The sequence below is a fragment of the Cyclobacterium sp. L-R genome (assembly GCF_056859355.1).
The window spans coordinates 1-24,939 of record NZ_JBSXOH010000100.1; the positions used below are offsets into that span (position 1 = coordinate 1).

A 24,939-nucleotide genomic window follows, 5' to 3' on the forward strand; every position below is an offset into this window, starting at 1 on the left:
TCGGAAAATTCTGATCTGCTAACCCCTGAGGATAACCATTCTTGATAAAGTTTACGCATATTGCTTTCTGTCTGTCTTTTCATGACACAAGTTTAGCAACAGATTAGCTTTTGCAAAAGATGTAGTTTGTCGGATGGATACCATTACTTGGCTAAATTTTACCTTGGACTAGGTTTTGAGAGCTACGATGGCTCTTCTTATGATTAGGCCATAAAGTACGACTCTAATGTATTAAATGGGAAATATGTAATAGAAAATCTCGAAAAAGCCAGATTTTCTTAAAATTTCAAGATTTCCTGTAAATACATGACAACCTTTACCTCTGACTATTGTCAGGGCGAAGAAATCTTATTACATAGTCTGGATTTAAAATATAATAAAGAGGAAGAAATCTTTTTATATTTAAAAATTATATATTTAATATTACGGATAAGGATTAAGGAGTTAATATTATTTGTCTTAGGTTATTTAATGGTATTGAGAAATTTTAGTTGTAGGTTTGTTTTTATAGAATATTAGCGAAATAGACAATCCTTATAAATAATTTACTCCTTTTTTTGAAAATGATCGTCTATTATTTTTTCTAGTACCTCAGTAGTAAGAGGTTTATTTAGAAATCCGTTTATAAATTTGGTATTTTTGGCTTTCTCTTCATCATCTGGATTAATGGAGGTAGTTAACATCATTATCATTATCTCTCCCTTAAGATTGTCATCTAACTTTTCATATTCTTCCAAAAATTCCCATCCATTCATTCCAGGCATATTTATGTCAAGAAAAATGAGATCAGGCTTTGGGTAGACGCCTTCCTTTTTTCTTTCTAAATAATCTAGTGCTTCTTGGCCGCTTTGAACAGCCTCAACTTTTTCGGAAACACCTGTTTCTTCGATGATAATTTTATGTAAAAAATTCGTTGATTTATCATCGTCAATTAACAATATGCAATTGATTATTTTTCTCATGTTCATTTGATTTTATTGTAAAGTTAAAAGTGCTACCGCTACCTAATTTTGAATCAACCCATATTCTTCCACCATGTAAGTCTACGATTTTCCGGCAATGTGAAAGGCCGATCCCTGAACCCTCATATTCATCTCTACTATGAAGCCTTTTGAAGATTTCAAAAATTTTATCTTGTTGGTGTTCAGGAATGCCAATACCGTTGTCCTTTACCGTAAATAAATATTCATCATGATTTGATCTTGCAGTTATTTCGATGTAAGGATTTTGTTCTAATTTCCTAAATTTGATGCTGTTACTTATTAAATTTTGAAAGAGCAGTCTTAAAGGAGTTTCATAACCGTAAATTTTTGGTAATTGATTTACAATAATGGTAGCTTTTACCTCAAGTATGTTTTTACTAAGGTCCTTTTTTATTTCATTAATTAGTTGATTGCAATCTACAAGTGAAATTTTGTTATTCTTATCAATTCGATTATAGTCCAATAGACTCTTTACAAGCTGACTCATTCGGACTGTAGCCTCTTGGATAAAATGTAAACTTGTTAATCCTATTTCATCAAAATGTTCTCTTTGTTTTCTTTCTAGAAGATCTGTAAAATTTATTACGGTTCTTAATGGTTCTTGCAGGTCATGGCTGGCCACATAGGCAAATTGTTCTAATTCTTTATTTTTATATTCTAATTTTTTCACATAATCAGACTTCAATTCTTCTGCTTTTTTTCGCTCAGTTATATCCTGCCTTAGGGCCATGTACTCCGTAATTTCGTCTTTCTCGTTTTTAAAAGGAACGATGGCTGTTAAAACCCAATATAGTGATCCATCTTTTGCTTTGTTTTGTATTTCGTCAACCCAGATATTACCTGAACCGATGGTCTTCCACATATTTATGAAAAACTCTTTATCATGGTATCCAGAATTTACGATTGAATGCGTATTGCCTATGAGTTCATCTTTTGTGTATTGAGATATTTTACAAAAAGATTCATTAACTTCAGTTATTACTCCCCGCTTGTCTGTGATTGCAACTATAGAAGCTTGGTCTAGGCCATCCTTAAATTGTTTAAGGTATCGATTACTTTGTCGAATTGAATTTTCAACTTCAGCTTTCTTTATGTCTGACCTATTCAGTCTTAAAGAAATGTAAGTGATGTAAATGATACTAATTGGGATAAAAAAAGTAGAGAAAATTACTAGCCCAAATTCCAAAGAGACAATTTGCTTGTTAATTCCTAATATTAGAAAATAATTGAAAATAATTGGAAAAACAATTGCAAGGGGAAGGACTTTACGAATAAGTTTGCTACCAGTGTAATTTCCTAAGATTAGTCTAAAAAATTCAGTATTGGTATTTTTTAATAAATTTAGAACTGCAATCAATAAAAATAAAACTGAAGTGTGTATGGCCATGGATTTAAAAAAGATTGCCTTACTTTCAATTGGGATCAATAATACATAAGCAATTATTGCAACCATTGCCATTACTGCTGTTATAATTAAGGCGTAAAATCCTATTTTTTTAAAAATACTGTTGGTCAACTTTTCTGCTAGGAAACCAATACCAATTAGGGTTGAACATATTGCACTTGCTGGAGACATTCTTCCCGGATTACTTGTAGATATATTGTCTTCTATAAAAAAGTTATCAATAGGTAGGTAAAGCCATCCAATATGTTCGGCTAAAGTCATTAGGCCAATAGTGATAATTGCTATTGATAGAATTTTATATAGAAAAATTGAATTTTTACTATAAAATTTATCTGTAATTAAAATAATTCCTGATAATAAGAACACAATAGCAGTGTTGATCTTCATTGTTGCACTCTTAGGAACAATACTTAAGACCTCATTTATTCCAGTATACCACCCAATAATCACCACTAATCCTGTGAGAATACAAATAGAAACTATTGCTTTTTCAAGATGAATAATTTTACTTTTCTCAAAATGTTTTTCCAACCTAGAACTTGTTAAAATTTTTACCAAATAGTAAGAAACATAATAGGAATAATTAAAATTTTGTTGATATAGGTAAAAATAGCTATTATTTTTGTTTTTCAAATTTAATCTATAAAATTTTCAACTAATTCTATTTTCTCAATGATTGAAATATTTAAATAAATTTTTTCTCAGGATTTTGAATATTAATGACTTTTATGCTTGCTGGATTACCCAAGTATTTATCGAAACCTTGATAAAGGAGGATGTTTTTTTAAAAAGTTAAGACAATTTCAAAGTGTTTAAGTTTAAAAGAGATTGTACTCAATAAAAGTAATTTCTTGTTTGGTTTTAAATTCTACAAGCTGTTTTATTTTAATTAATACTCATGCCTAAAAGGTAGTCTTACTGCCAAATTTGGCTAAAAGTAAGTATATTGAATGGTTAAATTCTATACCAATTGATTCGATAGCTAATAAAATGCGTAGACTTTTAATATTCTTTTTTGTGTTGGGAATCTTTGCCAGTTCTTGTAAAACCCCTGTAAAAAAACCAAATATTATCTTAATCATGACAGATGATCAAGGCTGGTATGATGTTGGATTTAATGGGAATACAGAGATAAAAACGCCTTTTTTAGATGACCTAGCTTCAAAAGGCGTGGTTTTCAATCGATTCTATTCTGCTTCTGCGGTTTGTTCACCTACTCGGGCCAGTTTGATCACAGGCAGAAACCCACTTAGGATGGATATTCCTTATGCCAATAATGGACATATGAAGGCGGAGGAAATTACCATTTCAGAACTGTTGCAAAAAGAAGGCTTTGCTACCGGACACTTTGGAAAGTGGCATCTAGGTACCTTCTCCAAAACTATTCCAGATGCCAATAGGGGAGGTAAAGAAATATACCTTAAGGATTATTCCATTCCATCGAAGCATGGTTACGATACATTTTTTAGCACAGAGTCAAAAGTCCCTACTTATGACCCCATGGTATATCCAGCATCATTTAAAGAGGGAGAAAGTCTGAGATATGGCTGGAGGGCTGTAGAAGGAAAGAATTCAATAATAAATTATGGCACGGTTTATTGGGATGGTGAAAATCAAATGGATACTAGCAATATGAAGGGAGATGATTCTCGTGTTATAATGGATCGTGTTATTCCATTTATAGATAATGCCATTAATAATGAACAAGCCTTTTTCTCCACCATTTGGTTTCATACCCCTCATTTACCGGTAGTAAGTGATAGCTTAGACAGGAGTTTATATGCTGACATGGATTTGCCTGAGCAATTGTATTATGGATCTATTACAGCAATGGATAGGCAAATTGGTCGATTATGGCAAACGTTGGAGAATGCAGGAATTGAAGAGGAAACAATTATTTTCTTTTGCAGTGACAATGGGCCTGAAGACCGAACTCCGGGAAGCGCTGGGGATTTTCGTGGAAGAAAGAGGAGTTTGTATGAGGGAGGCGTAAGGGTGCCGGCTTTTGTGATCTGGAAGAATAATTTCGAAGGAGGCAGGAAAATTGATTTTCCAGCTTTTACCAGTGATTATTTACCTACTCTACTCGCTATTATGGGAATAGAATATCCTGATGAGCGGCCATTGGATGGTACTAATATATTAGATGCAATCGAAGGAAGGATAGAAGAAAGAGCAAAGCCAATGGGGTTTATTTGTACTCCAAATGTGTCATGGGTAACCAATCAGTATAAACTAATAACTGATGAAAAGCTGGAAAGTTTTGAACTTTATGATTTGCTGAACGATAAGTCAGAAATTAACAATATTATTGATGAGTACCCTGAGGTAGCCAAGCAGTTGGAGGCTGAATTGAGGGATTGGTTGGCTTCTGTTGAGAATAGTAAAATTGAATTGGATTACCATAAGTAAAATAATTTTTTACAACATTATTTAGTTCAATGCAGTAATTCACTTATTTTTAGAATAAAAAAGATGAATTACTGTGCAATAAGTTAGAGGTAGCAGACATAAGGGTCTCTAAGCTACTAAATAGACTTATTTAAGTTCATCGTCAATTATTTTTTCAAGCATTTCCGTTGTAAGGGGCTTGCTTAAAAAGCCTTTTACAAAGCCTTTTCCCATGGCTTTCTTTTTGTCATCAGGGTTGATGGATGTAGTTAACATTACAACCAATATTTTTCCTTTTAAACCCTCGTCAAGCTGTTTGTATCTTTCCAAAAACTCCCAACCATTCATTGCGGGCATATTGATGTCAAGAAAAATAATGTCAGGCTGAGGGTATTTACCCTCCTCTTTTTTTTCTAAATACTCTAATGCTTCATATCCGCTTTGAACAGCCACTACTTTTTCTGCTAAATTACTGTCTTCAATAATAATTTTGTGCAAGAAGTTCGTCGGTTCATCGTCATCAATCAGCAGTATACAGTTTACTTTTTTTCTCATGATCTTTGGTTCTTATGGTAAAATTAAATGTGCTCCCTTCATTTAGCTTTGATTCAACCCAAATCTTTCCTCCATGTAAATCTACAATTTTCCTACAGTGGGCCAGTCCAATTCCGGAGCCTTCATACTTGTTTTTATTGTGTAATCTTTGAAATATTTCAAAAATCTTCTCTTGGTGTTCATCAGAAATGCCTATGCCATTGTCCTTAACGGAAAACAACCATTCATATTCGTTTTGAGAAGCTGTTATTGTTATTTGGGGTTTCGTGTCTTTGTTTCGAAATTTAATAGCATTGTTGATTAGGTTCTGAAAAACCATCCTAAGTGGTGTTTTATAACCATTTATCAAAGGTAATTTATCTACTTTGATTGAGGTATTGGTTTCTTTTAAATTTTTACCAAGATCGTTTACTACTCCTTTAATTAAATCATTACAATCCACGAGGCTAAGCTCATTGCCTTTGTCAATTTGATTGTAATCCAATAAACTCTTGATAAGTTGGCTCATTCTTAGCGTTGCTTCCTGAATATATTTAATACTTCTTAAACCCAATTCATCGAAAGAGTCAGACCGTTTCTTTGCAAGAAGATCAGTAAAGCTCATTACTGTACGTAATGGCTCTTGAAGGTCATGGCTGGCCACGTAAGCAAATTGTTCCAGCTCTTTGTTTTTATACTCAAGTTTTTTAACATAAGACATCCTCAATGCCTCAGCTTCTTTTCTCTCGGTTATGTCTTGACTTAAAACCATGTACTCGGTAATTTGTTCTTTATCGTTCTTAAAGGGTATAAATGCCGTTAAGGTCCAATAAAAAGAACCATCTTTTGCCTTGTTTTTAATTTCATTTACCCAGATTTCACCAGAGCTAATTGTTTCCCACATATCATCGAAAAATTCTTTACTGTGGTGTCCAGAATGTAAAATGGAATGAGGACTCCCTATAAGTTCCTTTCTTGAATATTGGGAAATTTTACGAAATGAATCGTTGACATAGGTAATCAGCCTATTTGGATCCATTAGTGAGACAATTGAAACCTGATCTACCCCTTCCTTAAAACGCCTTAAATAGTAGCGGTTATTCTCATTCAATTCCTCTGCCAATTGTTGTTTTTCAGCATCCGTTTTATTTAAGCCTATGGCAATATAAGCCACGTAAATTATGCTTATAGGAATAAATATCGCCGCATAAGCGACCATTCCAAATTCTGTCGTAATAATGTTTTCATCGATTCCAATAATTAAAAGGTAGCTGAAAATGATAGGGAATAAGACAACCGTTGGCAGTATTCTACGGGTTAATTTACTTCCTTCAAAATTTCCTGTGACTATTTTATAAATTGGAGAATTAGGGCTTTTAAATAATTGTAAGATAGAAATAATTAAAAATAAGCCAGAGGTATTAATGGCCATTGTTTGGAACAAGGAGGCTTTACTGGATAAGGGGATGGATAATATAAAAGAAATTATGGATACAAGAGACAGAAGAGCAGTTAATTTAAATGCAAACAAGCCTATTTTCCCAAAAAAATACTTTGGCGACAAGTTCCCTAAAAAGCCTATTCCTACCAAAATTGAACATATGACTGTTGCAGGAGACATCCTGCCAGGACTGTTTGTTGAATAAATATCTGTTACAATAATATTGTCAATTGAAAAAGCAACCCAACCAAGTTGCTCTACCAAAGTTAATCCACCGAATAGAATTAAACTGGAGGCTAAAATCTTGATTAAGGTTAAGTATTTTTTCCTTTTTTTTCGCTGGATAATCATGATGATTCCAGATATGAAAAATACCAAGGCGGTGTTGAACTTCATTGTTGCATCTCCCGGAGGAATTCCTAAAACCTCGTAAATTTTAATAAACCAACCAATCATAACCAAGAGACTAAATGAAATCGAAATTGAAATTACAGCTTTCTCAAAGGTTTTTAGGGTAACTTTTTTAAGAAGAACATTTAACATAAGGTTTAAAAATAGAATTATAATTGTAACAACGGAAGTTTTAAAATGTTTTGATTATAATGGTTTTACTTTTAAGAAATTTTGATTTGAATCAAATATCACTTATCTACCCAATTTTTTAAAATCTATTTGACAGGACTAAAAAATAAAATCTACATTTTCAATAAATAATTCCTGATCATCATAGTGATGTTTAGCTAGAGCCTTCAAATAGTCAGATTTTTTTCGATTACAGTACTTCTCGTAATCAGGGGACAGGCTTTACTCTTAACTATTATTAGGGCGTAGAATTTCTATTGCATAATCTGGGTTTAATGCTACTATTTACTGTCAAAAATGACTTTTCCTTTGTTAATTTAGGTTTTGAGAACTATAAGCTAATTGGTGAAACAAATTATTTTTTAGAGCTTGGTTCTTCCTCCTGAATTCTAAGCGATTTGTATACTTCCTTGATGTTTTCCAGTTTATCAGTCAATACAATCAATTTGTCATTCACCTCCAAAGTGGTTGAGCCGTTGGGCATCAAATAATTCTCATCTCTTTCTATCATCGCAATGATGGCGTTTTTCGGGAAATCTAAATTTACTATTTGTTTGCCGATCGCATCAGTGTCTTTTTTAAGGGTAATTTCTCTTAAGATGGTTTTAGGATGCTCCTCAAGAAATTCTTCACTAGGGGTAGGTTTTTTTACATTATCTGGCAAACCCACTTTAAGCCATTTGGCAACCAAGGAGATGGTTGTTCCCTGAATCAATACGGAACTGATGGCAACAAAAAAGACGATATTAAAGATAATATTGGCCTTGTCTATGCCTGCTAATAAAGGGTAGGTAGCAAAAACAATGGGAACAGCACCTCTCAAACCAACCCATGAGATATAAAATCTCCGCCTTAGTTTCATTTTAAAAGGTATGAGGGAAATGAATACCGCCAAGGGCCTGGCTACAAGGATTAAGAAAAGCGAAATAATTAAGCCTAGACCTATATACGGAATTATTTGCGATGGGAATACCAACAACCCCAAGGTCAAAAACAAAACAATTTGCATCAACCAGGCCAACCCATCAAACATTCTTAAAATAGTGTTTTTATGAATAATGTTTTGGTTTCCAAGATAGACCGAGCATATATAAATGGCGAGGAAGCCATTGCCATATAGGGAGTTGGTAGCTGAAAAGGTGATAAACATAAGGGCAATGGTAAGTACTGGGTAAAGCCCCTCAAAATCAAGCTTAATTTTATTGATTATCCACTTGCTAAGTTTGCCAAATAGGAGACCTGAAATTGCTCCAATTATCATTTGTAGTAAAAACAAAGGAATTATTGACAAAGCACCTTTATCAGGTTCTTGTACCAATGATAAAAAAGCAATGGTTAGCACATAGGCCATGGGATCATTACTTCCACTTTCTAATTCCAGAGTGGGGCGTAGGTTTTTCTTTAAGGCAAGGTTTTTACCTCTAAGAATGGAAAAAACAGCAGCAGCATCTGTAGATGAAACGATTGCACCTAGAAGTAGACTCTCAAATAAGGTAAAATCTGTAATCAAATGGACAAAATAGCCCAAACCTAAAGCTGTTAGTAAAACACCCATTGTAGACAAGGCGATGCCTTCCTTCAAAACTGGTTTTACCGAAGGCCACCTGGTATCTAAGCCACCTGAAAAAAGTATAAAGTTAAGGGATACAATACCTATAAACTGTGCGATTTCAGGATTGTCAAAATAGATGCCACCTATGCCTTCTGAACCCGCTAACATACCTATCGTAAGGAAGAGCAATAAGGTAGGAATTCCGAAGCGGTAGCTTGGCTTTCCTACAATAATACTGATCAATAATAGGATAGAGCCTATTAGTATTATATTTTCAATGGTTATATTCATGTAACCTTAATTTTTACTTATTAAAAATGATCATCTGAGAATACTACTAGAGTGATAGTCTACAAGCCTTGGAGATTATTCTTTATAAATCCTTCTCAAAACCATAGTAGAAATTAATTACGTTCCTGAAATGAAATAGGATGCGTATTATTTAGCTATCCTTTAACCTTTTTTGTCATAGAAGTTTCGTTGATTTAGTTCCAAATAGGAGATTCCAAACGTAAAATTGCCTGATTAATTCACTTCAAAACCGATGATCTTTCGCTGTTATCAGTTTCTCTAATGCAGTATTATTATGGGCTTTAAAATTTCTGTGCTTGAAATTGAAGACTTTACTAGAAAGTCTATCCAGATAGCCCCGTTAACTAGCAAAAATACTGAATTCCTTGAAGGTTTACCTCAATTGCTTTAATAAATAGTTATGCAAAAATTAAAATTTTGAAGCGATTTCAGCACATAATAGATTGTCTATTGGATATTTCGGGTTGAAGTGTTACGGTAGGAGAAAGGTGATTTGTTTCCTATTTGAATTTTATGCCCCAAAATAAAAAAACACTACCCGGATTGACTGGAATCCGGGTAGTTTTGGAATAATAGGTTTGTTATTTATTAAAAGTGAAATCCGGAAGCTTGATTTTTTCACCTCCATTCATTGCGGATTCATGTGCTAAAATCCCCACACAGGTTATATTTGCAGATTGCCTGGCATTGGGATAGGGTGCCCTGCCTTCTTGTAAGGCAGTAACAAATTCATGTACCAGGTGTGGATGAGAACCCCCATGGCCAGCTCCTTGAATAAAGGATAGGTGTTGGTTATCATCGTCATCATATACACCTTCGGTAGTAAATGGGGCTATTTCTTCTGGGAGTAAATGTGCATAATCCGGAATTTTCACCTTTTCCGGTTTTTCTCCAGTATGCACCACACTGTCTTCATGTTCAATCAGTGTCCATTCAAAGGACTTCTCAGATCCATATGCATCAAAACTCTCTCTGTACTGTCTTGCAGTATTGAAAAGAGATCGGGTGACTTCTGCGGAAAGGTCTGTGTCTTTTAGTTTGATATGACAGCTTTCTATGGCAAATGGCGAACCGTACTTTTCAATCAAGTTTTCATCGATCCTACCAGACCCAAAACAGGATACGTATTCAGCCTCGGCCTTTGGCAAAGCCAATACCGGCCCTACACAATGGGTGGCATAATGCATAGGAGGGAGGCCCTCCCAATAGCCAGGCCAACCGGCCATCTCTTGCTGGTGACTTGCTCTTAAAAATTGCAATTTACCCATAGCCCCACTCTCATACATTTCTTTCACAAAAAGAAATTCCCTACTGTAAATCACTGTCTCCATCATCATATAGGTAAGTCCCGTTCTCTCCGTTTCTTCTACTATTTGACGACATTCTTCTACCGTTGTAGCCATTGGAACTGTACAGGCTACATGTTTGCCAGCTCTTAGCGCTTTAAGAGATTGTTCGGCATGTGCTTGAATGGGGGTGTTTATATGAACAGCATCAATATTTGGGTCCTTTAGCAACTCGTCATAATCCGTATATCTTTTGGCTATACCAAAGGCATCGCCAATTTCATCCAACTTCGCCTTATTTCTTTGGCAAATGGCATAAATATTGGCAGAAGGATGTTTTTGATAGATAGGGATAAACTCTGCACCAAATCCCAGTCCTATGATCGCTATATTCAATTTCTTACTCATGTTAACAAATTATTTGGGTTGAAAGATTGAATTTTATTAGTTGGTGGCCCAATTTTTTAAAAAATTGAAACCTTCAGAAGCAAACTTATCCTGACTTTCTGCCAAGGGCCGCCAAATGCAAACTGCACCTGCCAATTCCTTTATTTCAGGTGTAAAGCTTTCAATTGTGACTGTACCTTTGTACTTCACTTTTTCTAGTCCTGATTTAAAGTCTTCCCACCTTGTTTGTCCTGTTCCTGGAGTTCCACGGTGATTTTCCGACACTTGTACATGAATTAGCTTTTCACCCGCCTGTAAAATAGCCGCTTCTATGCTTGGTTCTTCTATATTCATATGAAACCCATCCAATAATACCCTGGCAGCTGGATGATTGATGTCAGAAATTAACTGCATTAAGTCAGAGGTTGAGTTGATCAGGTCCGTTTCAAATCGATTTAAGGCCTCCAAAGCTATTTTTTGACCTGATTTTTGGGCCATCTGACAGACTTTCTGCAAATTGGTGACTGCCCTATCCCATTCGATTTTCCTTTGTTCTGGAGAAACCAAGCGAGCCTTTCCCACAGCCGAATACATAGGCCCTGCCACAAACTCGGCACCTAAGGCAGCACTTATATCAAAACAGTCCTGAATATAATCAAAACTTGTTTGATGATATGAAGGGTCGTCATGGGTTAGGTCCCTACTGGGACCGAAAGCAGCACAAATAATAGGAGCAAGGCCATTGTCTTTTAATGCTCTGTCAACTATCGCAGGATCGATTAATGAAGGATCTTCTACAGGGATTTCCACAGCATCATACCCCATTTTCTTTATTTTTGGAAAAAGGGAAATGGTATCGCTGCTAAATGGAGAGGTCCATAGCCAGGTACTAACTCCCAATTTTATATCTAAAGCCATTACTGATTATTTATTTTTTAAATCCTATTCTACAATCATTATTCCATTCATAATTCTCCAATGTCCTGGGACTGTACAAAGAAAAGGGTATTCTCCAGGGGTACTTGGAGCAGTGAATACCAAGCTTTCATTACCTTCAGGATTTACCAATGGAGTAGCAGCAATTATCTCTGGTATCTTTGGGACAAAATTCATGTCGATGCCATTGGGGTCTCTAGCCAATTCGTCCGCAGCTTTGCCGATGATTTCTAAACTCCCTGATTTACCTACCAACAGGTTGTGTTGCATGAAGTCATTGTTTACGAAATCAATGGTTACCTGTTGCCCTGCTTTTACCTTGAAGCTGGCTTTATCAAATTTCATTTCATGAGCAATGACTCCCATTTTGATGGTTACTGCACCTGCATTGTTTGTTGGAGACTGAGCTTGTTCTGATTCAAGTGATTCAGGTTCATCACCTAATATTGGTACTTTAAGGTTGAGGTAAGATGCCCTTGAATTCATTCTTCCATTAAAGTAAAAACGATCCTTGTAATCCCCTACCTGAGAAGAACCCATATTGTCATGCCCTATTCTAACCCTGTCCTCGTCAAAATTCTCAGTGAAAAGGCCTTGGGCATTGCTTTTTGCAAGGGCAATGTCATCAATGCTTATTTCCATTTTTCCACTATTCTCTAGGCTTGCTTGTAATACAAATTGTTGATTGGGTATTTTTCCTCTTGAAACAGCCTGGTAGGTTTTTCCATTTTGTTTTACCAACCAGTATATGGTATTGTTTTGAATATACAAACTATAACCATTGGTTTTGTTACCCTGTGCCACGATTATCCCTTCCAAAGGTTTATCCGTTTTGCTTAAGGTGGCCTGAATTCTAATTTCCTTACCAGCTATTTGTGGTGGAAACGGAACTCCAGATCTTCTATCTAAACTGTATTGTTCTTCGATAAGGCTCTTGGCTACTCGCTCTTCTAAAGTCAATAATGAATCGGCTTTGTCAATCTGCTGAAGTGCAGTTGAAGAAGCATCAAAAGCAGAAGGATGGGTGATTGTTGCTGCAAATAAGGCTTGAGGAATATATTCATCAGAAGCATTTTCATCATCTTGACTGGCAGCTAAAAGTAAATCTGAAACATCTGGGGAAGAAGGCATTTCTGCAATGGCAAGCAATGCCTCTTTTCGGGTGTTAAGGTCTTTATCCTTAATCAGATTAGCATCTAAAATTGCTTTTAATACCTCTTCGCTTTTAGGCAATACCCGAATGGCATTTTTTCTAACTCCGGCAGCAGGGTGTTTCAGCGCCTTTGTTGCTGCTTCCATAGCTTTTACATTACTGCCATCCAAAGCACCTGTTCCATGCAGGGCCCATAAGGCATGAACGGCTGGAGAATTTAATCCGATTTCATCTACAGATTGGTCAGCTATAAGTTGGAGTAAATCTTCTATTATCGATGTATTTTGGTTTTCTACAATAAGCTTCTGAGCGGTCATCCTCCAGAACATATTGTCACTTTTCAAGCCACTTATAAGGTCTTTGTTATTCAAAGGATCGATGTTCATCGTTTTGTAATCTCCTCCTTTATAGATCAGTCGGTAGATTCTACCGTGTTTGGAGTCTCGAAGTGGATTGATATAGGCATTGCCTTCCCCGTTTTCAAATCCCTTTGGAGTTGGGTTGTGTTGAATAATGAAATTGTACCAATCTGCTACCCAAAGTGCTCCATCAGGTCCCACTTCAGCATGAACAGGAGAAAACCATTCGTCCGAACTCGCTAATAAGTTAAAGCCATTCTTTTCTTTAAAACCTGAGCCTTCAGGGCTTATTATGGCATTGTGTAAAACTCTACCCGTAGGTTCTGCCACAAAAGCGACTTTGTTCCAGTAATTTTTGGGAAAACTTCTAGCGGTGTAAAAATTGTGTCCGGCTGCAGCTGTATAACTGCCATGCCAATCTACCTGACGTAAAAATGGGGTAAGGTGTGGCATATCATAATGGCTGTCTATACCATGAACAGCGTTGACCGAGCCTCCATTTACAGGTCGTTTTACAAATTTATTGGGCATAGCAAGATAAGCGCTGTGCTGGCCATTTGCAGTAGAAATAAAAGTATTAAATTCTTCAGTGAAACCTAAACCCCAGGTATTGTTGCTGGTATTTCCGAGGAACTCAAGGTTGCTGCCGTCAGGAGAAAATCGGTAAACTCCCTGACTAAAGGACAAGGCTCTGCCCTCTGTTTCTCCTTTAAAACCGGAGTAACCTAAAACACCCCAAATCTTATTGTCAAAACCATATTTTAAATTCGAAGGACCAGCATGGGTGTCACTTTTTCCCCAGCCTGTAATGATGGTTTCCCTAATATCTGCCTTATCGTCCCCATTGGTGTCTTTTAGAAACAGGAAATCTGGAGCCATGGAAAGCAATATACCTCCATTGACATAGACCATGCTAGTAGGAATATTTAGGCCATCTGCAAAAACAGTGATTTTATCGGCTTTTCCATCACCATCTGTATCTTCTAAGATTTTGATTTTATCATTGCCTCCTTTTTTTCTTACTTCATTGGGATAGTCTGATGTTTCAATGACATAAAGCCGTCCCTTATCATCCCATGCAATGGCCATTGGGTTGATAATGTCTGGTTCTGAAGCAAAAAGCTGCAATTCAAAACCTACAGGGACCTGCACCAATTTCATTGATTCTTCAGGTGAAAGTGGAAGTTGGTACCTAGGGGCAGGGTCATTGTTTTCATAATTGGGAATTTCCGCATCCTCAAATTGAGGTTGAGGTATATCAAACTCAGCCACCTGTTTAGCCACCTTGTCTCCGATAGCCCATAATACACCATTGGCAACTAATTTTTGAAATTCAGGATGATTCCACGTTCTTTCGTCATGACCATAAGCTGTATAAAAAACACGTCCTTTTCCTTGTTCTCTTACCCAGGTGTAGGGTTCTTTTCTATCTCCCTCAGTCCTTTCCATCAAGATGGTCATGTCTTTGTTTAATTGACTGTGCACATAGGTCTCATCCCAAGTAGTGAAAGAAGATATCCCCTCCATCACAGGATGAGAGGGATCTGTAATAGAAGTACTAAATTCACCCGTTCCATGAGAAGAAAATTGCCCTCCCACAGTTTTTATAAACCAATCAGAATTTTGGAAACAAAATGAGGCACTGTGAATAGGAATCAAAGCTTTACCACCCTCAACATAATTTTTAAGCGCTACTTCTTGTTCTGCTGAAATAGCCTCATGATTGGCATAGATCATAAGCCCATCATAAAGTCTTAATTTTTCTTCGTTAAGGTCGTTAGGGTCAGCAGTGTAAGTTAGGTTGATTCCTTTTTGGAATAAATGCCTGGCAAGTATGGGCATTAATTTTTCAGAATCATGATGCGTGCTTTCGTGGCCGAGAAATAGTATTTCTGCCCTCCTTGGCCCATCTGATAGTTCAATCCTGTTAGATTTGGTGCCACATGACATCCAAATCAGCATGGCAAAGGCAATTATCCCTAGGTTTTTCATGGTAATTATTGTTTGGGTAATATTGTTCTCCTATTTCAAAATACTAATTTGGACGTTTTAATAAGGAATTGCTTACTGTTTTTTATCTAATTACGACTGTTTTTTGTCATTTTTATCTAAATTTGATCTAGTAAATAGCATTAAATAATTACTATTGAAGAAAGCTTTTCAAAAATCACGTATTCCAGAGCAAAGCGCTTTTGTGGTGAAAGAGCTAATAGCTCCTAATTTTGACAAAAACTGGCACTTCCATCCAGAGTACCAACTTTTCTTGGTAATGGAGGGAAGAGGAACCAGGTTTGTAGGGGATGATATGCGCTCATTTAAGCCAAATGACCTGGTTTTTACAGGTCCTAATTTACCTCACCTGTGGAGAAATGATCAGGAATATTTTGAAAAGGATAGCCAACTCATGACTAGAGGAATTGTCGTTTATTTTCCAGAAGGATTTTTAGGAAAAGACATGGGAGAGAAAGACGAGTTTGAAGAGCTTCAAAATCTGTTGAAAAGAGCGTCCTTGGGTCTGGAAGTAACTGGAGAAACCAATACCTTGGTCAGAGAGCGTATGATCCAATTGGTTCAAAAGAAGGGTTTGGAAAGGATTATCGGACTCCTGGAAATATTATTACTTATTTCAAGATCCAATGAGGTTAAGACCATTGTTCAGGCAGGATATACCAATGCCAATAAGGAATCTGAAAAGGATAGAATGAGTAGGGTACATGAATTTGTTATGGATCATTTCCAGCAAGACATCAAGCAGGAGGAGGTTGCGGCCTTAATTAACATGACTAGCAGCTCTTTTTCCCGCTATTTTAAATCCAGAATGAATAAATCCTTTTCTGATTTTTTATCAGAAGTTCGGATTAGTCATGCTTGTAAATTATTGCATTCCGAAAACCTCAATATTAGCGAAGTGAGTTATGATAGCGGATTCAATACGCTTTCAAATTTTAACCGACAATTCAAAGAAAGAATGGGAATGACCCCAAAAACCTATAAACAAGATTTTCAAACCAGATTTGAATAAGCTAGAAGCCTATAATTACCTGTTTGAAGAGGTAAATGGTAGATTGGTCTGTAAATAAAAACTGATTAGAACCAGGTAAAAGTAAAAAATATTCCGGGCAAATTATCACAAATTTGCCCGGCAAATAGGGCTTTTAAATTTATAAAGCTTTTGCTCCAGCTTCAGCCACAGCATGGTCATTTTCCACAGAACTCCCGCTTACGCCAATTGCCCCCACTATATCACCAGCACTATTTTTTAAAGGCACCCCACCAGGGAAAGTAATGAGTCCATTGTTGGAATGCTCAATATTGTACAAGGATCCACCTGGCTGAGACAATTCCCCTATTGTCCCCGTATTCATGTCAAAGAAACGAGCAGTTTTGGCTTTTTTAATGGAGATGTCCAATGAACCTAACCAAGCTCCATCCATGCGTGCAAAGGCAAGAAGATTGGCTCCTGCATCTACTACTGCAATATTCATTTTAGTATCAATAGCTTTGGATTTTTCCTTGGCAGCGGCAATAATCTTTTCAGCATTAGCTAATGAAATATTCATATAATTTGGGTTTAAATAATAATTGATTATAAATGACTTTGTTAAATAAAATTAAATATAGGAATAATTTATAAATGAAACTTAAAAATCATTCGGAAATGAGTTCAAATGAGACTATAGCTCTAACAAGACTTCTTTCTAGTCTGAAGTAAATGGTTCAGCCAAAGGGTAGTTTTAGAAATGATACCAAATGAATTAATGAGTTAAAATCAATTACCAAACTCTAATAAATTCTGCAAGAATGATGGATATAATGAAGCTGAACCTATAGCGAAGCGTTTATGTATTAACCTTATGGTTAAATTTAATTCCCACTTTCTTAAATGGCTTGGGAGAAGATCATTTTTGCCAAAATACATGTAACTAGGATTGAATGGCGATTATTACCTTTCCTTTATGCTTTCCCTCGCCAAAAAGCTGTAGTTTTTCTGCGGTAGATTCCAAGGGATAAGGGCCATCTATAACAGGTTTAAGCTGTTTATTGTCATAGAGAGTTGCAATTTCTTCTAATCCAACATTGGGCTTGAGGCTTAAAATATTTAGCTTTTTGTTGGAGAAAGGTAGAAGTAGCTTACCCCAAATCAAAACCCATATCAAATCATTAAGGTTTCCACCAATACTCACATATTTGCCTTCAGGTTTCAAGGCGCGATAGTAAGCAAATGGAGATTTATTGGTTTTGCAATCGAGTATTAAATCATATTGTAGGCCATTTTGAGTAAAATCTTCTGTATTGTAATCTATTACATGATCATACCCCATGGCCTTAAGCATTGTTAGTTTTTCTTTATTGTCTACCCCGGTCACTTCACAAGCATACATTTTCGCTAGCTGTAGAGCCAAAGTTCCAACACCGCCACCTGCGCCGTTAATTAGCACTTTCATGCCTTCTTTTATCTTGCCAATAGCTTTCAATCCCTGTAGAGCCAATAAAGCAGCATGAGGCAGAGCAGCTGCTGATTCAAATGACATAGATTTAGGCTTGTGAGCCAATGCATCCTGATGGATACAAATGTATTCAGCAAATGTTCCAAACCCATGATTGGAAGTGTCTCCAAATACTTCATCACCGAGGACGAAATCTTTTACCTTAGCACCAACCTGAGCCACTGTTCCAGACAACTCCATTCCCATGATTTTCGATTTTGGCTTGGTCAATCCAAACATAAGCCGGTACAAATATGGCTTTCCCCTTACCAAGCTCCAATCGTAATCATTGATCGCTGTACATCGAATTTTCACCAAAACTTCATTGTCTTCGGGCACAGGAGTAGCTTGCTCACTTAATTTTAATACCTTTTCAGGTAAACCATATCTTTCAAAAATGAGTGCCTTCATGATTATGCTTGAGTATTTTAAGTGAGATAAATAGGATGTCCAACTTTTCTTATAGACAAGAAAACAATAATAAAGTAAGATAGCCAAAACACGAATATTTTGAAAAACAATCTCATTTAATTGTTTCTTTTTAAATCGAATCTATTGTGATTTATCAAAATATAATTTGCAATGGCTTTTTATTCCATTATTTTAGATGAGTCCTTTTTTAAAACATATTTGGAAGGACATACTTAGGTTTACTTTAACTTTTAATATATCATATACATGAGGTCTCAAATTAAGAATATAGGTTACATTGCTTTAATTTTTGGCTGCGGATTAAGTTTAGTATTACCCTGTAAAGGCCAATCTCCTAAGAAGTTGCAACCCAATATTTTATGGATTACCACTGAAGATATCAGTCCAAATTTGGGCTGTTATGGGGATGAATTTGCCCGCACCCCATTTTTAGACCAATTGGCAAAAGATGGGGTAATGTACACCAATGCCATCGCATCGGCTCCAGTATGTGCTCCAGCCCGCTCGTCCATTGCCACAGGAATGCACCAATCTTCCATTGGTGCCCAACACATGCGAAGCAAAGGTAAGTTTCCTGAAGCATTTAAATATTACCCTGAGTATTTGAGAGAGGCCGGCTATTATTGTACAAACAATAGCAAAGAGGACTACAACCTGGTTTATGATGCGGCCAAAATTTGGGATGAGTCAGGAAAAAAGGCACATTGGAGAAATAGAAAAAATAAGGACCAACCGTTTTTTGCTGTTTTTAACTTTACAGGTACTCATGAAAGTGCGACCAATTTGAAAGAAAAGCATCAAGGAGTGGTTAAGGATATTCACCAAGACCAATTAATAAAATCAGGTGAGGTTCGGCTTCCACCGTATTTTCCGAACACTCCAATTGTCAATGAATTGTGGGCCAGGTATTACAATAATATAACGGCTTTAGATAATTATGTGTCAGATATAGTTGCCCAATTAAAGGAGGACGGATTGGCGGAAAACACCATTATCATGTTTTATTCCGACCATGGTGCAGGTGTGCCTATGCACAAAAGGTGGTTGTATGACACAGGCTTGAAGGTGCCTTTGATCGTATATGCGCCTGAAGCCTATAGCCATTTGGTTCCTCAAAGTGCAGGGAATAAGGAAGATGAGTTGGTTAGTTTTGTAGATTTGGCGCCGACCGCTTTAAACCTTGCAGGCATTCCAAAGCCTGAGAATATGCAAGGCAGAGCTTTTTTAGGTAATCATCTAAGTCCTGAAAGAGAATATGTCTATGCTTCAAGGGATCGCATGGATGAGCGCTATGACATGCAAAGGGCCGTGAGGGATAAGGAGTTTAAATATATCCGTTATTACGAATTTACTAAGCCCTTTGTGCAGTATATGAATACTCCCGAAAAAGGAGAAATTATGCAGGAAATACGCAGGGCTTATTCTGAAGGAAACCTACCTGAGGCTGGGGTGAAATTAATGGCTGAAAATAAACCTGTAGAGGAATTGTTTGACCTTATCAATGACCCATTGGAGCTTAATAATTTGGCTCAGGATCCAGAGTATTCAAAGAAACTAAAGGAAATGAGAAAGGCGCACCTTGCCTGGTCTACTAGAGTAGGGGATACAGGCTTGATTCCAGAACCAATTTTACGTGATTGGGAGGAAAGTAATGGCAAACCCATATATTCGATTTGGAGAGACAATAGTATCCCCGTGGATGAAATCCAGAAAACAGCTTTGTCTAATGATGTTGAGCTTTTTACCAATAACCTTACACACAATAACGAAGTAGTGCGCTATTGGGCAGCAACGGGTATAGGCAATTATTCTGTTAAAGGGAATCCACAATTGCATTCCCAATTGACTGCTTTATTGGAAGACGAGTTTCCATCCGTACAAATCGCAGCGGCAAGGGGGCTTTGTAAATTAGGTTATGAAGAGATCGGACTACCCACTTTGACTCAATCATTAAAAAGTAGCGATGAATGGGTTCGATTAAATGCAGCTTTGGTATTGGATGAGATAGGAGAAAAAAGCAGGACAATACAAGATAAGCTTCAGGAGGTAATGAAAGATAATAATAAATATGTAGTGCGTGTAGTTAACCATACATTGAATGAATTGAATGGCAGGAATAATATTGTAGAATAATTTTTGCCGTTTTCAAACTTAAATGAATTGGGTTTATCCTTTTTTAGGTAAACCTATATATTGGCACTTAACGCTATGTTTAATGTATCCAAGTGGATCCTTTACTGGATTATGGACTCAATTGCAGGTAAATATTGACACAAATACTCAAATCGTAATTTTTTTTCAGGTTTCAGGGGTTTTTTGCATTGTTTTTGTAATAATGAAAACAATATTGTTTAATCATTGTTAGGTATTTGTTAAACATAAAAAAAATGAAACTCTCTTTAAAATATATCGCAGTAATTTTATTTTTCTGTTTTTTAAGCTTTAACGATTCTATTTTGAGAAGAATCTCAAAAGATAAAATAAAAATTGAAAAAATAGAGCAATACTTGGTGGATTCAGGTCAAAGCGTTTTAAATCAAGTGGTAATAGATTTGAATTGAAGATGAAAATGTTTAATAAATTTTTTAAATCCTAATTCGGTTATTTTAAGTTTTGGATTATAAACTCGAAATATGTAATAGACAATCTATTACGTGCTGAAATCGCTTTAAAATCAGCCACTTCGTTGCTGTTTTCAATTTCATCATAAATTTCACCATAGCGGTGCTATGCTGAAATCTCCAAACAGCCTGATTTTCTTGCGATTGCAACACTTCCCGTAAACACGGGACAGGCTTCACCCCTGACTATTGTCAGGACGGAGAAATTCTATTACATAATCCGGGTTAAAAAGATTCAATTCGGTATAGAAAACAATAAAAGGCGTAGCAAATGCAGCTACGCCTTTTATTGTTTGAGATCTCTATGGATTTTACAAATTAATCCATATCCACATGGAATGTCTTTTCGGTAAAATTACCATTAACATCTTCAGCTCTAATGGTAAGATCCAGGTGTTCACCAGTTGCTGGAAGGATGATGGCATCTTCACCTGTAAGGAGTGTTGCCAAATTAATTGTTTGATCGTTTGGCAAATCGGGGCCCTGTCCTTCTGACAGCCATTGAGAATTTCCCCACATTTTGTCATAAACATGTTCCTCATTACTGATCCTTGCATTGTGTGCATCATGGTCATGATCATCATCTTCTTCCTCGCCTAGTTTTATCCACACAAAAGCCAACGGAGCACTTAACTCATGGCTGGTTTTGCTGATTTCTCCTGTCACAGTTAGTGGCTGCCCTTTGGTACCTATCAGTTGATCATCGTCAAGGTTATTTATTGAAATGCTTGGAGAATAGGGAGTTCTTATATGTATGGTCGCCAAGTAACTTGAACCGTCTGCAAAGCTAGTTTGATTGCCATGAATATCTGTTGCTGATATAGAAAAGTCGTATTTACCAGCCAATACAGGTGCACTTAGTCTAGAGTTGGCTCCTGACCAATAGATATCCGTTGCTGTTGAATTTACATTGACTCTGGTAGAATTTGCAGGAAATTGAAAATTCTGGTCACTCGCATCTACTGCATATATGTCATCGATCGATAACTTTTGAAAATCACTAAGAACTCTTGCATGGCTGTGCCCATCAAAATTTGCATGTACATTTACTTTAACTTGTCCTATGCCAGATGGATCTTCAACTGAAAAGCTAACAGGAATATGGTCCATTGTTTCAGTAAAAACATCTCCGTTTTCAGGGCTTATCTCATCACCTGAATCAGCATGATCTATCTCTGGAGCCATTAGGTCTTGAGGATCTTCGCTATTGGTCTCACATGAGAATAGATTAAGAATTATTATTCCGACTACTAGAATGTTGGCTTTTTTCATCTTTCAAATGAATCATTAATGGTTAGATACAGTAGTATTGCAATTGCAATTATGTTGCAATTATAAACATTACTTAATACATTTCCTAGAAGGGAAGGGGATTGCTATGGATTTTTTATTTCAAAGGGGATTTTCAGACTAATATTAATATTTCGACCTTGTTCGGGTAGATTTAAAAGCCTATATCTACTCATATGATTAAAGTAATAGGCATTTAATAAGTTTTTCCCACTAATTCTAAATTTCAAAATTTGTTGGCCCAAAGTGAACTCTGTTCCTATACCTGCCTCAAGTAGTCCATAACCTTTTGTTACTCGCTCATTTCTGTCAACACTGTTTTGTGCGGCAACTTGCCTGTACTCCATAAAGAAATTGCTATTTGGTAGCCAAGTTTTCTTGTAAGGAAGGGCCCATTCTACCCCGGCCAATACACTTGCTGGGGGAGTTAAAGGAAGTGGTAAATTGGTATCGAGATTATGGCTATAGACATATTCCGCAACCAAATTAGTTTGTAGTTCAGGTGTTATCGCCCAATGAATTTTAGCCTCTCCTCCTGAGAAAATTGCATTGTTTTGCCTGTATTCCCAAAGGGTCCCTGCTCCGGGCAAAGTGGAGAATTTTGCGGTTGGGGACAGGTAAATATAGCCCAAATAATAAGCCAGATAGGGACTGAAGCCAATTAGTAAGTTATGTTTCGAATAAGTAAAGTTTAAATCTCCCTGAAAACTACGCTCACTTTTTAAGGATGAGTTTCCCAGTTCATGTCTGAAGTTTCCATGGTGAATGCCATTGGTTGACAATTCTATTGGACTAGGGATTCTGTAACTACTTCCAAGGTTGAATTTTATGTTGCTCTTATTACTTATGATCCAAGATAAACCTGTAGAACCACTCATATTGGCGTAGTTGCGGTCAATGTCAGGGTTTCTAAGGACTTCATTTCCTGTAGGTTCTCCAGTACTACTGTAAACGGGCTGGGAGTGGGCGTCAATCTGGTGTTTTGCAATATCCATCCTTAGGCCAGCATTTATGATGAAATTGTCTAGCAAGCGGTACTCGTGAAAGTAAAATAGACCAGCAGATTTTGATTGAAACTTTGGTAAGAGAAACTCGAAACCACCAAATTGATTGTCCATTATACTAGACTGAAAACCAATAATGGCTTGTTGTTTATTGTTAATTTGGCGGTTGTATCTAAAGTTGGCTGTATAGGTGTTGAGATAAAGGGCCAATGCAAGATTGCCTTGATCGCTAGAATTTATACCGTGTGCATGAGGAAGGGATTTTTCTAACCTTTCATTGCGTTGGTAAGCCAAATCCATTTCCAGCCAATTTTTACCCAATTGAATGGTGGTATTAGAAATTACTTTTAAATGGGAATTGTCTTGGTTGGGTAGTTCTATATTGCTGTAATCACCATTGTGCTGAAGGTTATAGCTATTAGGTATGCCCACAGCTCCTGTGAAAATTCCGGCTTGCTGCCCAAACCTACTTACAGTAAGCGTTGATTTGCCCCAATTTTTCCTAATACCTGTCATAATTGAAAAATGCCTTTCTTTACCAGCGGTATTTTTCAGGCGGTTTTCATAAACAGGTAAAACGAAGCCTGCATAGGTATATTCATCGGCAGGAACGCGATAGTCCTGGTAATCTTGAAAGGTGAGTCTGCCCTTGAAAATAAACCCATTTTGATTGCCTTCCACCATCGCCGAATGACTTCGCATGTTATTGTTCGTCTGGTAGCTATTAATCAAATGCCCGTTAATGTTACCGTTCATAGGCAAAGGTGCAGGAGAGATATTGATCACCCCTGACATACCATCAGAACCGTAAATTAGTGAGGCTGGACCTTTTACAATTTCAACACGGTCAACATCAAATGGATCAATTTCTAATCCGTGATCAGCACCCCATTGTTGTCCTTCTTGTTTTATTCCACGGTCATTGACCTGAATTCTATTTGAACTCATGCCACGAATTACCGGTTTGCTTATGCCAACCCCCGTGTTTATAGTGCTGATTCCTGGGAGCTTTTCTAAGGCATTGGAAAAAGTGCCTGAGTTATTTCTTTCTATAAAATCCCTATCAATGACATCAATGGTCTGTGATTGTTCTACGGGACCGTTTTTAAATGGATTGGCTTCAATGGTAAGGGATTGAAGGGTTATGGCAGAGGGTTCCATCTGCCATTTGAGATTTATATCGCTGTTCTCAATTATTACTGTTTCTGTTAATGACTTGTATCCCAAGTGGGAAACATGTAAATGGTAATTTCCAGGCCTTAAGTTTTTTAAAGTGAATTGTCCATCTAGGTTTGCCGATGTTCCTGTCCCTAATTCATGAATTAGGATAGTAGCCATCAATGGTTCTCCTGACTCATCTAATACGATGCCATTAATTGTATAATTAGGAGTAGATTGTGCGGAAATTTGATGATGGCTTAGGGTTAGCAGAATGGATATTAGGAGAAAAGTAAATCTCACGGTAGTATATTGAAGGATTGGAATACTTATTATAAAACAAAGGTATCCTTATCACTTTATAATTGCAACACTATGGCAATAATACGATATAATATACCCTATTTTTTTTTTAAAGGGTCTAATAAGTATTCCAAACCGTTAACACGGATCTCATACATGGTTTCCAGCCACATTCCCAACTTACCTTTAGGAAAGCCATCCCGTTTTAACCAGATCAAATAATGTTCAGGTACATCACAGATAAGCCTGTCCTTGTACTTTCCAAAAGGCATTTTTTTTGAAACAATCTCCAAAAGTATATTTCTATCCATGTCCCTTGTTGA

General features: G+C 36.6%; 17 protein-coding genes. 4 read left to right on the forward strand and 13 right to left on the reverse strand.

Annotated features, from left to right (window positions below; all coding sequences use genetic code 11):
- Window positions 1-545: 545 nt before the first annotated feature.
- Both AC13EX_RS24075 and AC13EX_RS24080 read right to left on the reverse strand, forming a co-directional pair.
- On the reverse strand, window positions 546-962 hold the full coding sequence (locus tag AC13EX_RS24075) for a response regulator (RefSeq protein ID WP_482894620.1): 417 nt from the start codon (window positions 960-962) through the stop codon (window positions 546-548).
- The gene (locus AC13EX_RS24080; protein WP_482894621.1) at window positions 928-3,021 is read right to left on the reverse strand and encodes a sensor histidine kinase; all 2,094 of its coding nucleotides are present in this window, start codon (window positions 3,019-3,021) and stop codon (window positions 928-930) included. The genes AC13EX_RS24075 and AC13EX_RS24080 overlap by 35 nt, the downstream gene beginning before the upstream one ends.
- Window positions 3,022-3,378: 357 nt before the next feature.
- Here AC13EX_RS24080 and AC13EX_RS24085 point away from each other — a divergent pair, with 357 nt between their 5' ends.
- The gene (locus AC13EX_RS24085) at window positions 3,379-4,800 is read left to right on the forward strand and encodes a sulfatase family protein (protein WP_482894622.1); all 1,422 of its coding nucleotides are present in this window, start codon (window positions 3,379-3,381) and stop codon (window positions 4,798-4,800) included.
- Window positions 4,801-4,926: 126 nt separating this feature from the next.
- Here the strand turns inward: AC13EX_RS24085 and AC13EX_RS24090 are convergent, their stop codons facing one another.
- The 6 genes from AC13EX_RS24090 to AC13EX_RS24115 all read right to left on the reverse strand — a co-directional run bounded on the left by AC13EX_RS24090 (window position 4,927) and on the right by AC13EX_RS24115 (window position 15,313).
- Window positions 4,927-5,334, reverse strand: coding sequence for a response regulator (locus AC13EX_RS24090; protein WP_482894623.1), 408 nt, complete (start codon window positions 5,332-5,334; stop codon window positions 4,927-4,929).
- Window positions 5,300-7,297, reverse strand: a complete 1,998-nt coding sequence (locus AC13EX_RS24095) for a sensor histidine kinase (RefSeq protein ID WP_482894624.1) — start codon at window positions 7,295-7,297, stop codon at window positions 5,300-5,302. Before AC13EX_RS24095 ends, AC13EX_RS24090 begins: the two co-directional genes overlap by 35 nt.
- A gap of 394 nt (window positions 7,298-7,691) precedes the next feature.
- Window positions 7,692-9,179, reverse strand: a complete 1,488-nt coding sequence (locus AC13EX_RS24100) for a potassium/proton antiporter (RefSeq protein WP_482894625.1) — start codon at window positions 9,177-9,179, stop codon at window positions 7,692-7,694.
- Between the two features lie 602 nt (window positions 9,180-9,781).
- Window positions 9,782-10,894 (reverse strand): Gfo/Idh/MocA family protein, encoded by a 1,113-nt coding sequence (locus AC13EX_RS24105; protein WP_339714608.1) that lies wholly within the window; start codon window positions 10,892-10,894, stop codon window positions 9,782-9,784.
- Window positions 10,895-10,930: 36 nt separating this feature from the next.
- The gene (locus tag AC13EX_RS24110) at window positions 10,931-11,791 is read right to left on the reverse strand and encodes a sugar phosphate isomerase/epimerase family protein (protein WP_482894626.1); all 861 of its coding nucleotides are present in this window, start codon (window positions 11,789-11,791) and stop codon (window positions 10,931-10,933) included.
- 24 nt (window positions 11,792-11,815) lie between these two features.
- Window positions 11,816-15,313: a PVC-type heme-binding CxxCH protein gene (locus tag AC13EX_RS24115; RefSeq protein ID WP_482894627.1), complete on the reverse strand. Its 3,498-nt coding sequence runs from the start codon at window positions 15,311-15,313 to the stop codon at window positions 11,816-11,818.
- A gap of 154 nt (window positions 15,314-15,467) precedes the next feature.
- Between AC13EX_RS24115 and AC13EX_RS24120 the strand changes: the two genes are divergently transcribed.
- On the forward strand, window positions 15,468-16,343 hold the full coding sequence (locus AC13EX_RS24120) for an AraC family transcriptional regulator (RefSeq protein ID WP_048644006.1): 876 nt from the start codon (window positions 15,468-15,470) through the stop codon (window positions 16,341-16,343).
- A gap of 139 nt (window positions 16,344-16,482) precedes the next feature.
- Here the strand turns inward: AC13EX_RS24120 and AC13EX_RS24125 are convergent, their stop codons facing one another.
- Both AC13EX_RS24125 and AC13EX_RS24130 read right to left on the reverse strand, forming a co-directional pair.
- Window positions 16,483-16,881, reverse strand: a complete 399-nt coding sequence (locus AC13EX_RS24125) for a GlcG/HbpS family heme-binding protein (protein WP_482894628.1) — start codon at window positions 16,879-16,881, stop codon at window positions 16,483-16,485.
- A 363-nt stretch (window positions 16,882-17,244) separates the two neighbouring features.
- Window positions 17,245-18,219, reverse strand: a complete 975-nt coding sequence (locus tag AC13EX_RS24130; RefSeq protein WP_048644004.1) for an NAD(P)-dependent alcohol dehydrogenase — start codon at window positions 18,217-18,219, stop codon at window positions 17,245-17,247.
- A 267-nt stretch (window positions 18,220-18,486) separates the two neighbouring features.
- On the opposite strand from AC13EX_RS24130, the gene AC13EX_RS24135 reads away from it, so the two are divergent.
- Both AC13EX_RS24135 and AC13EX_RS24140 read left to right on the forward strand, forming a co-directional pair.
- Window positions 18,487-20,373, forward strand: a complete 1,887-nt coding sequence (locus tag AC13EX_RS24135) for a sulfatase-like hydrolase/transferase (protein ID WP_482894629.1) — start codon at window positions 18,487-18,489, stop codon at window positions 20,371-20,373.
- 254 nt (window positions 20,374-20,627) lie between these two features.
- Window positions 20,628-20,801: a hypothetical protein gene (locus AC13EX_RS24140; protein WP_157470574.1), complete on the forward strand. Its 174-nt coding sequence runs from the start codon at window positions 20,628-20,630 to the stop codon at window positions 20,799-20,801.
- A gap of 378 nt (window positions 20,802-21,179) precedes the next feature.
- Here the strand turns inward: AC13EX_RS24140 and AC13EX_RS24145 are convergent, their stop codons facing one another.
- The 3 genes from AC13EX_RS24145 to AC13EX_RS24155 all read right to left on the reverse strand — a co-directional run bounded on the left by AC13EX_RS24145 (window position 21,180) and on the right by AC13EX_RS24155 (window position 24,927).
- Complete coding sequence (locus AC13EX_RS24145) at window positions 21,180-22,133, reverse strand: DUF4625 domain-containing protein (protein ID WP_482894630.1); 954 nt, start codon at window positions 22,131-22,133, stop codon at window positions 21,180-21,182.
- Between the two features lie 104 nt (window positions 22,134-22,237).
- The gene (locus tag AC13EX_RS24150) at window positions 22,238-24,616 is read right to left on the reverse strand and encodes a TonB-dependent receptor (RefSeq protein ID WP_482894631.1); all 2,379 of its coding nucleotides are present in this window, start codon (window positions 24,614-24,616) and stop codon (window positions 22,238-22,240) included.
- 98 nt (window positions 24,617-24,714) lie between these two features.
- Window positions 24,715-24,927 (reverse strand): DUF3820 family protein, encoded by a 213-nt coding sequence (locus AC13EX_RS24155; RefSeq protein ID WP_482894632.1) that lies wholly within the window; start codon window positions 24,925-24,927, stop codon window positions 24,715-24,717.
- Window positions 24,928-24,939 lie beyond the last annotated feature (12 nt).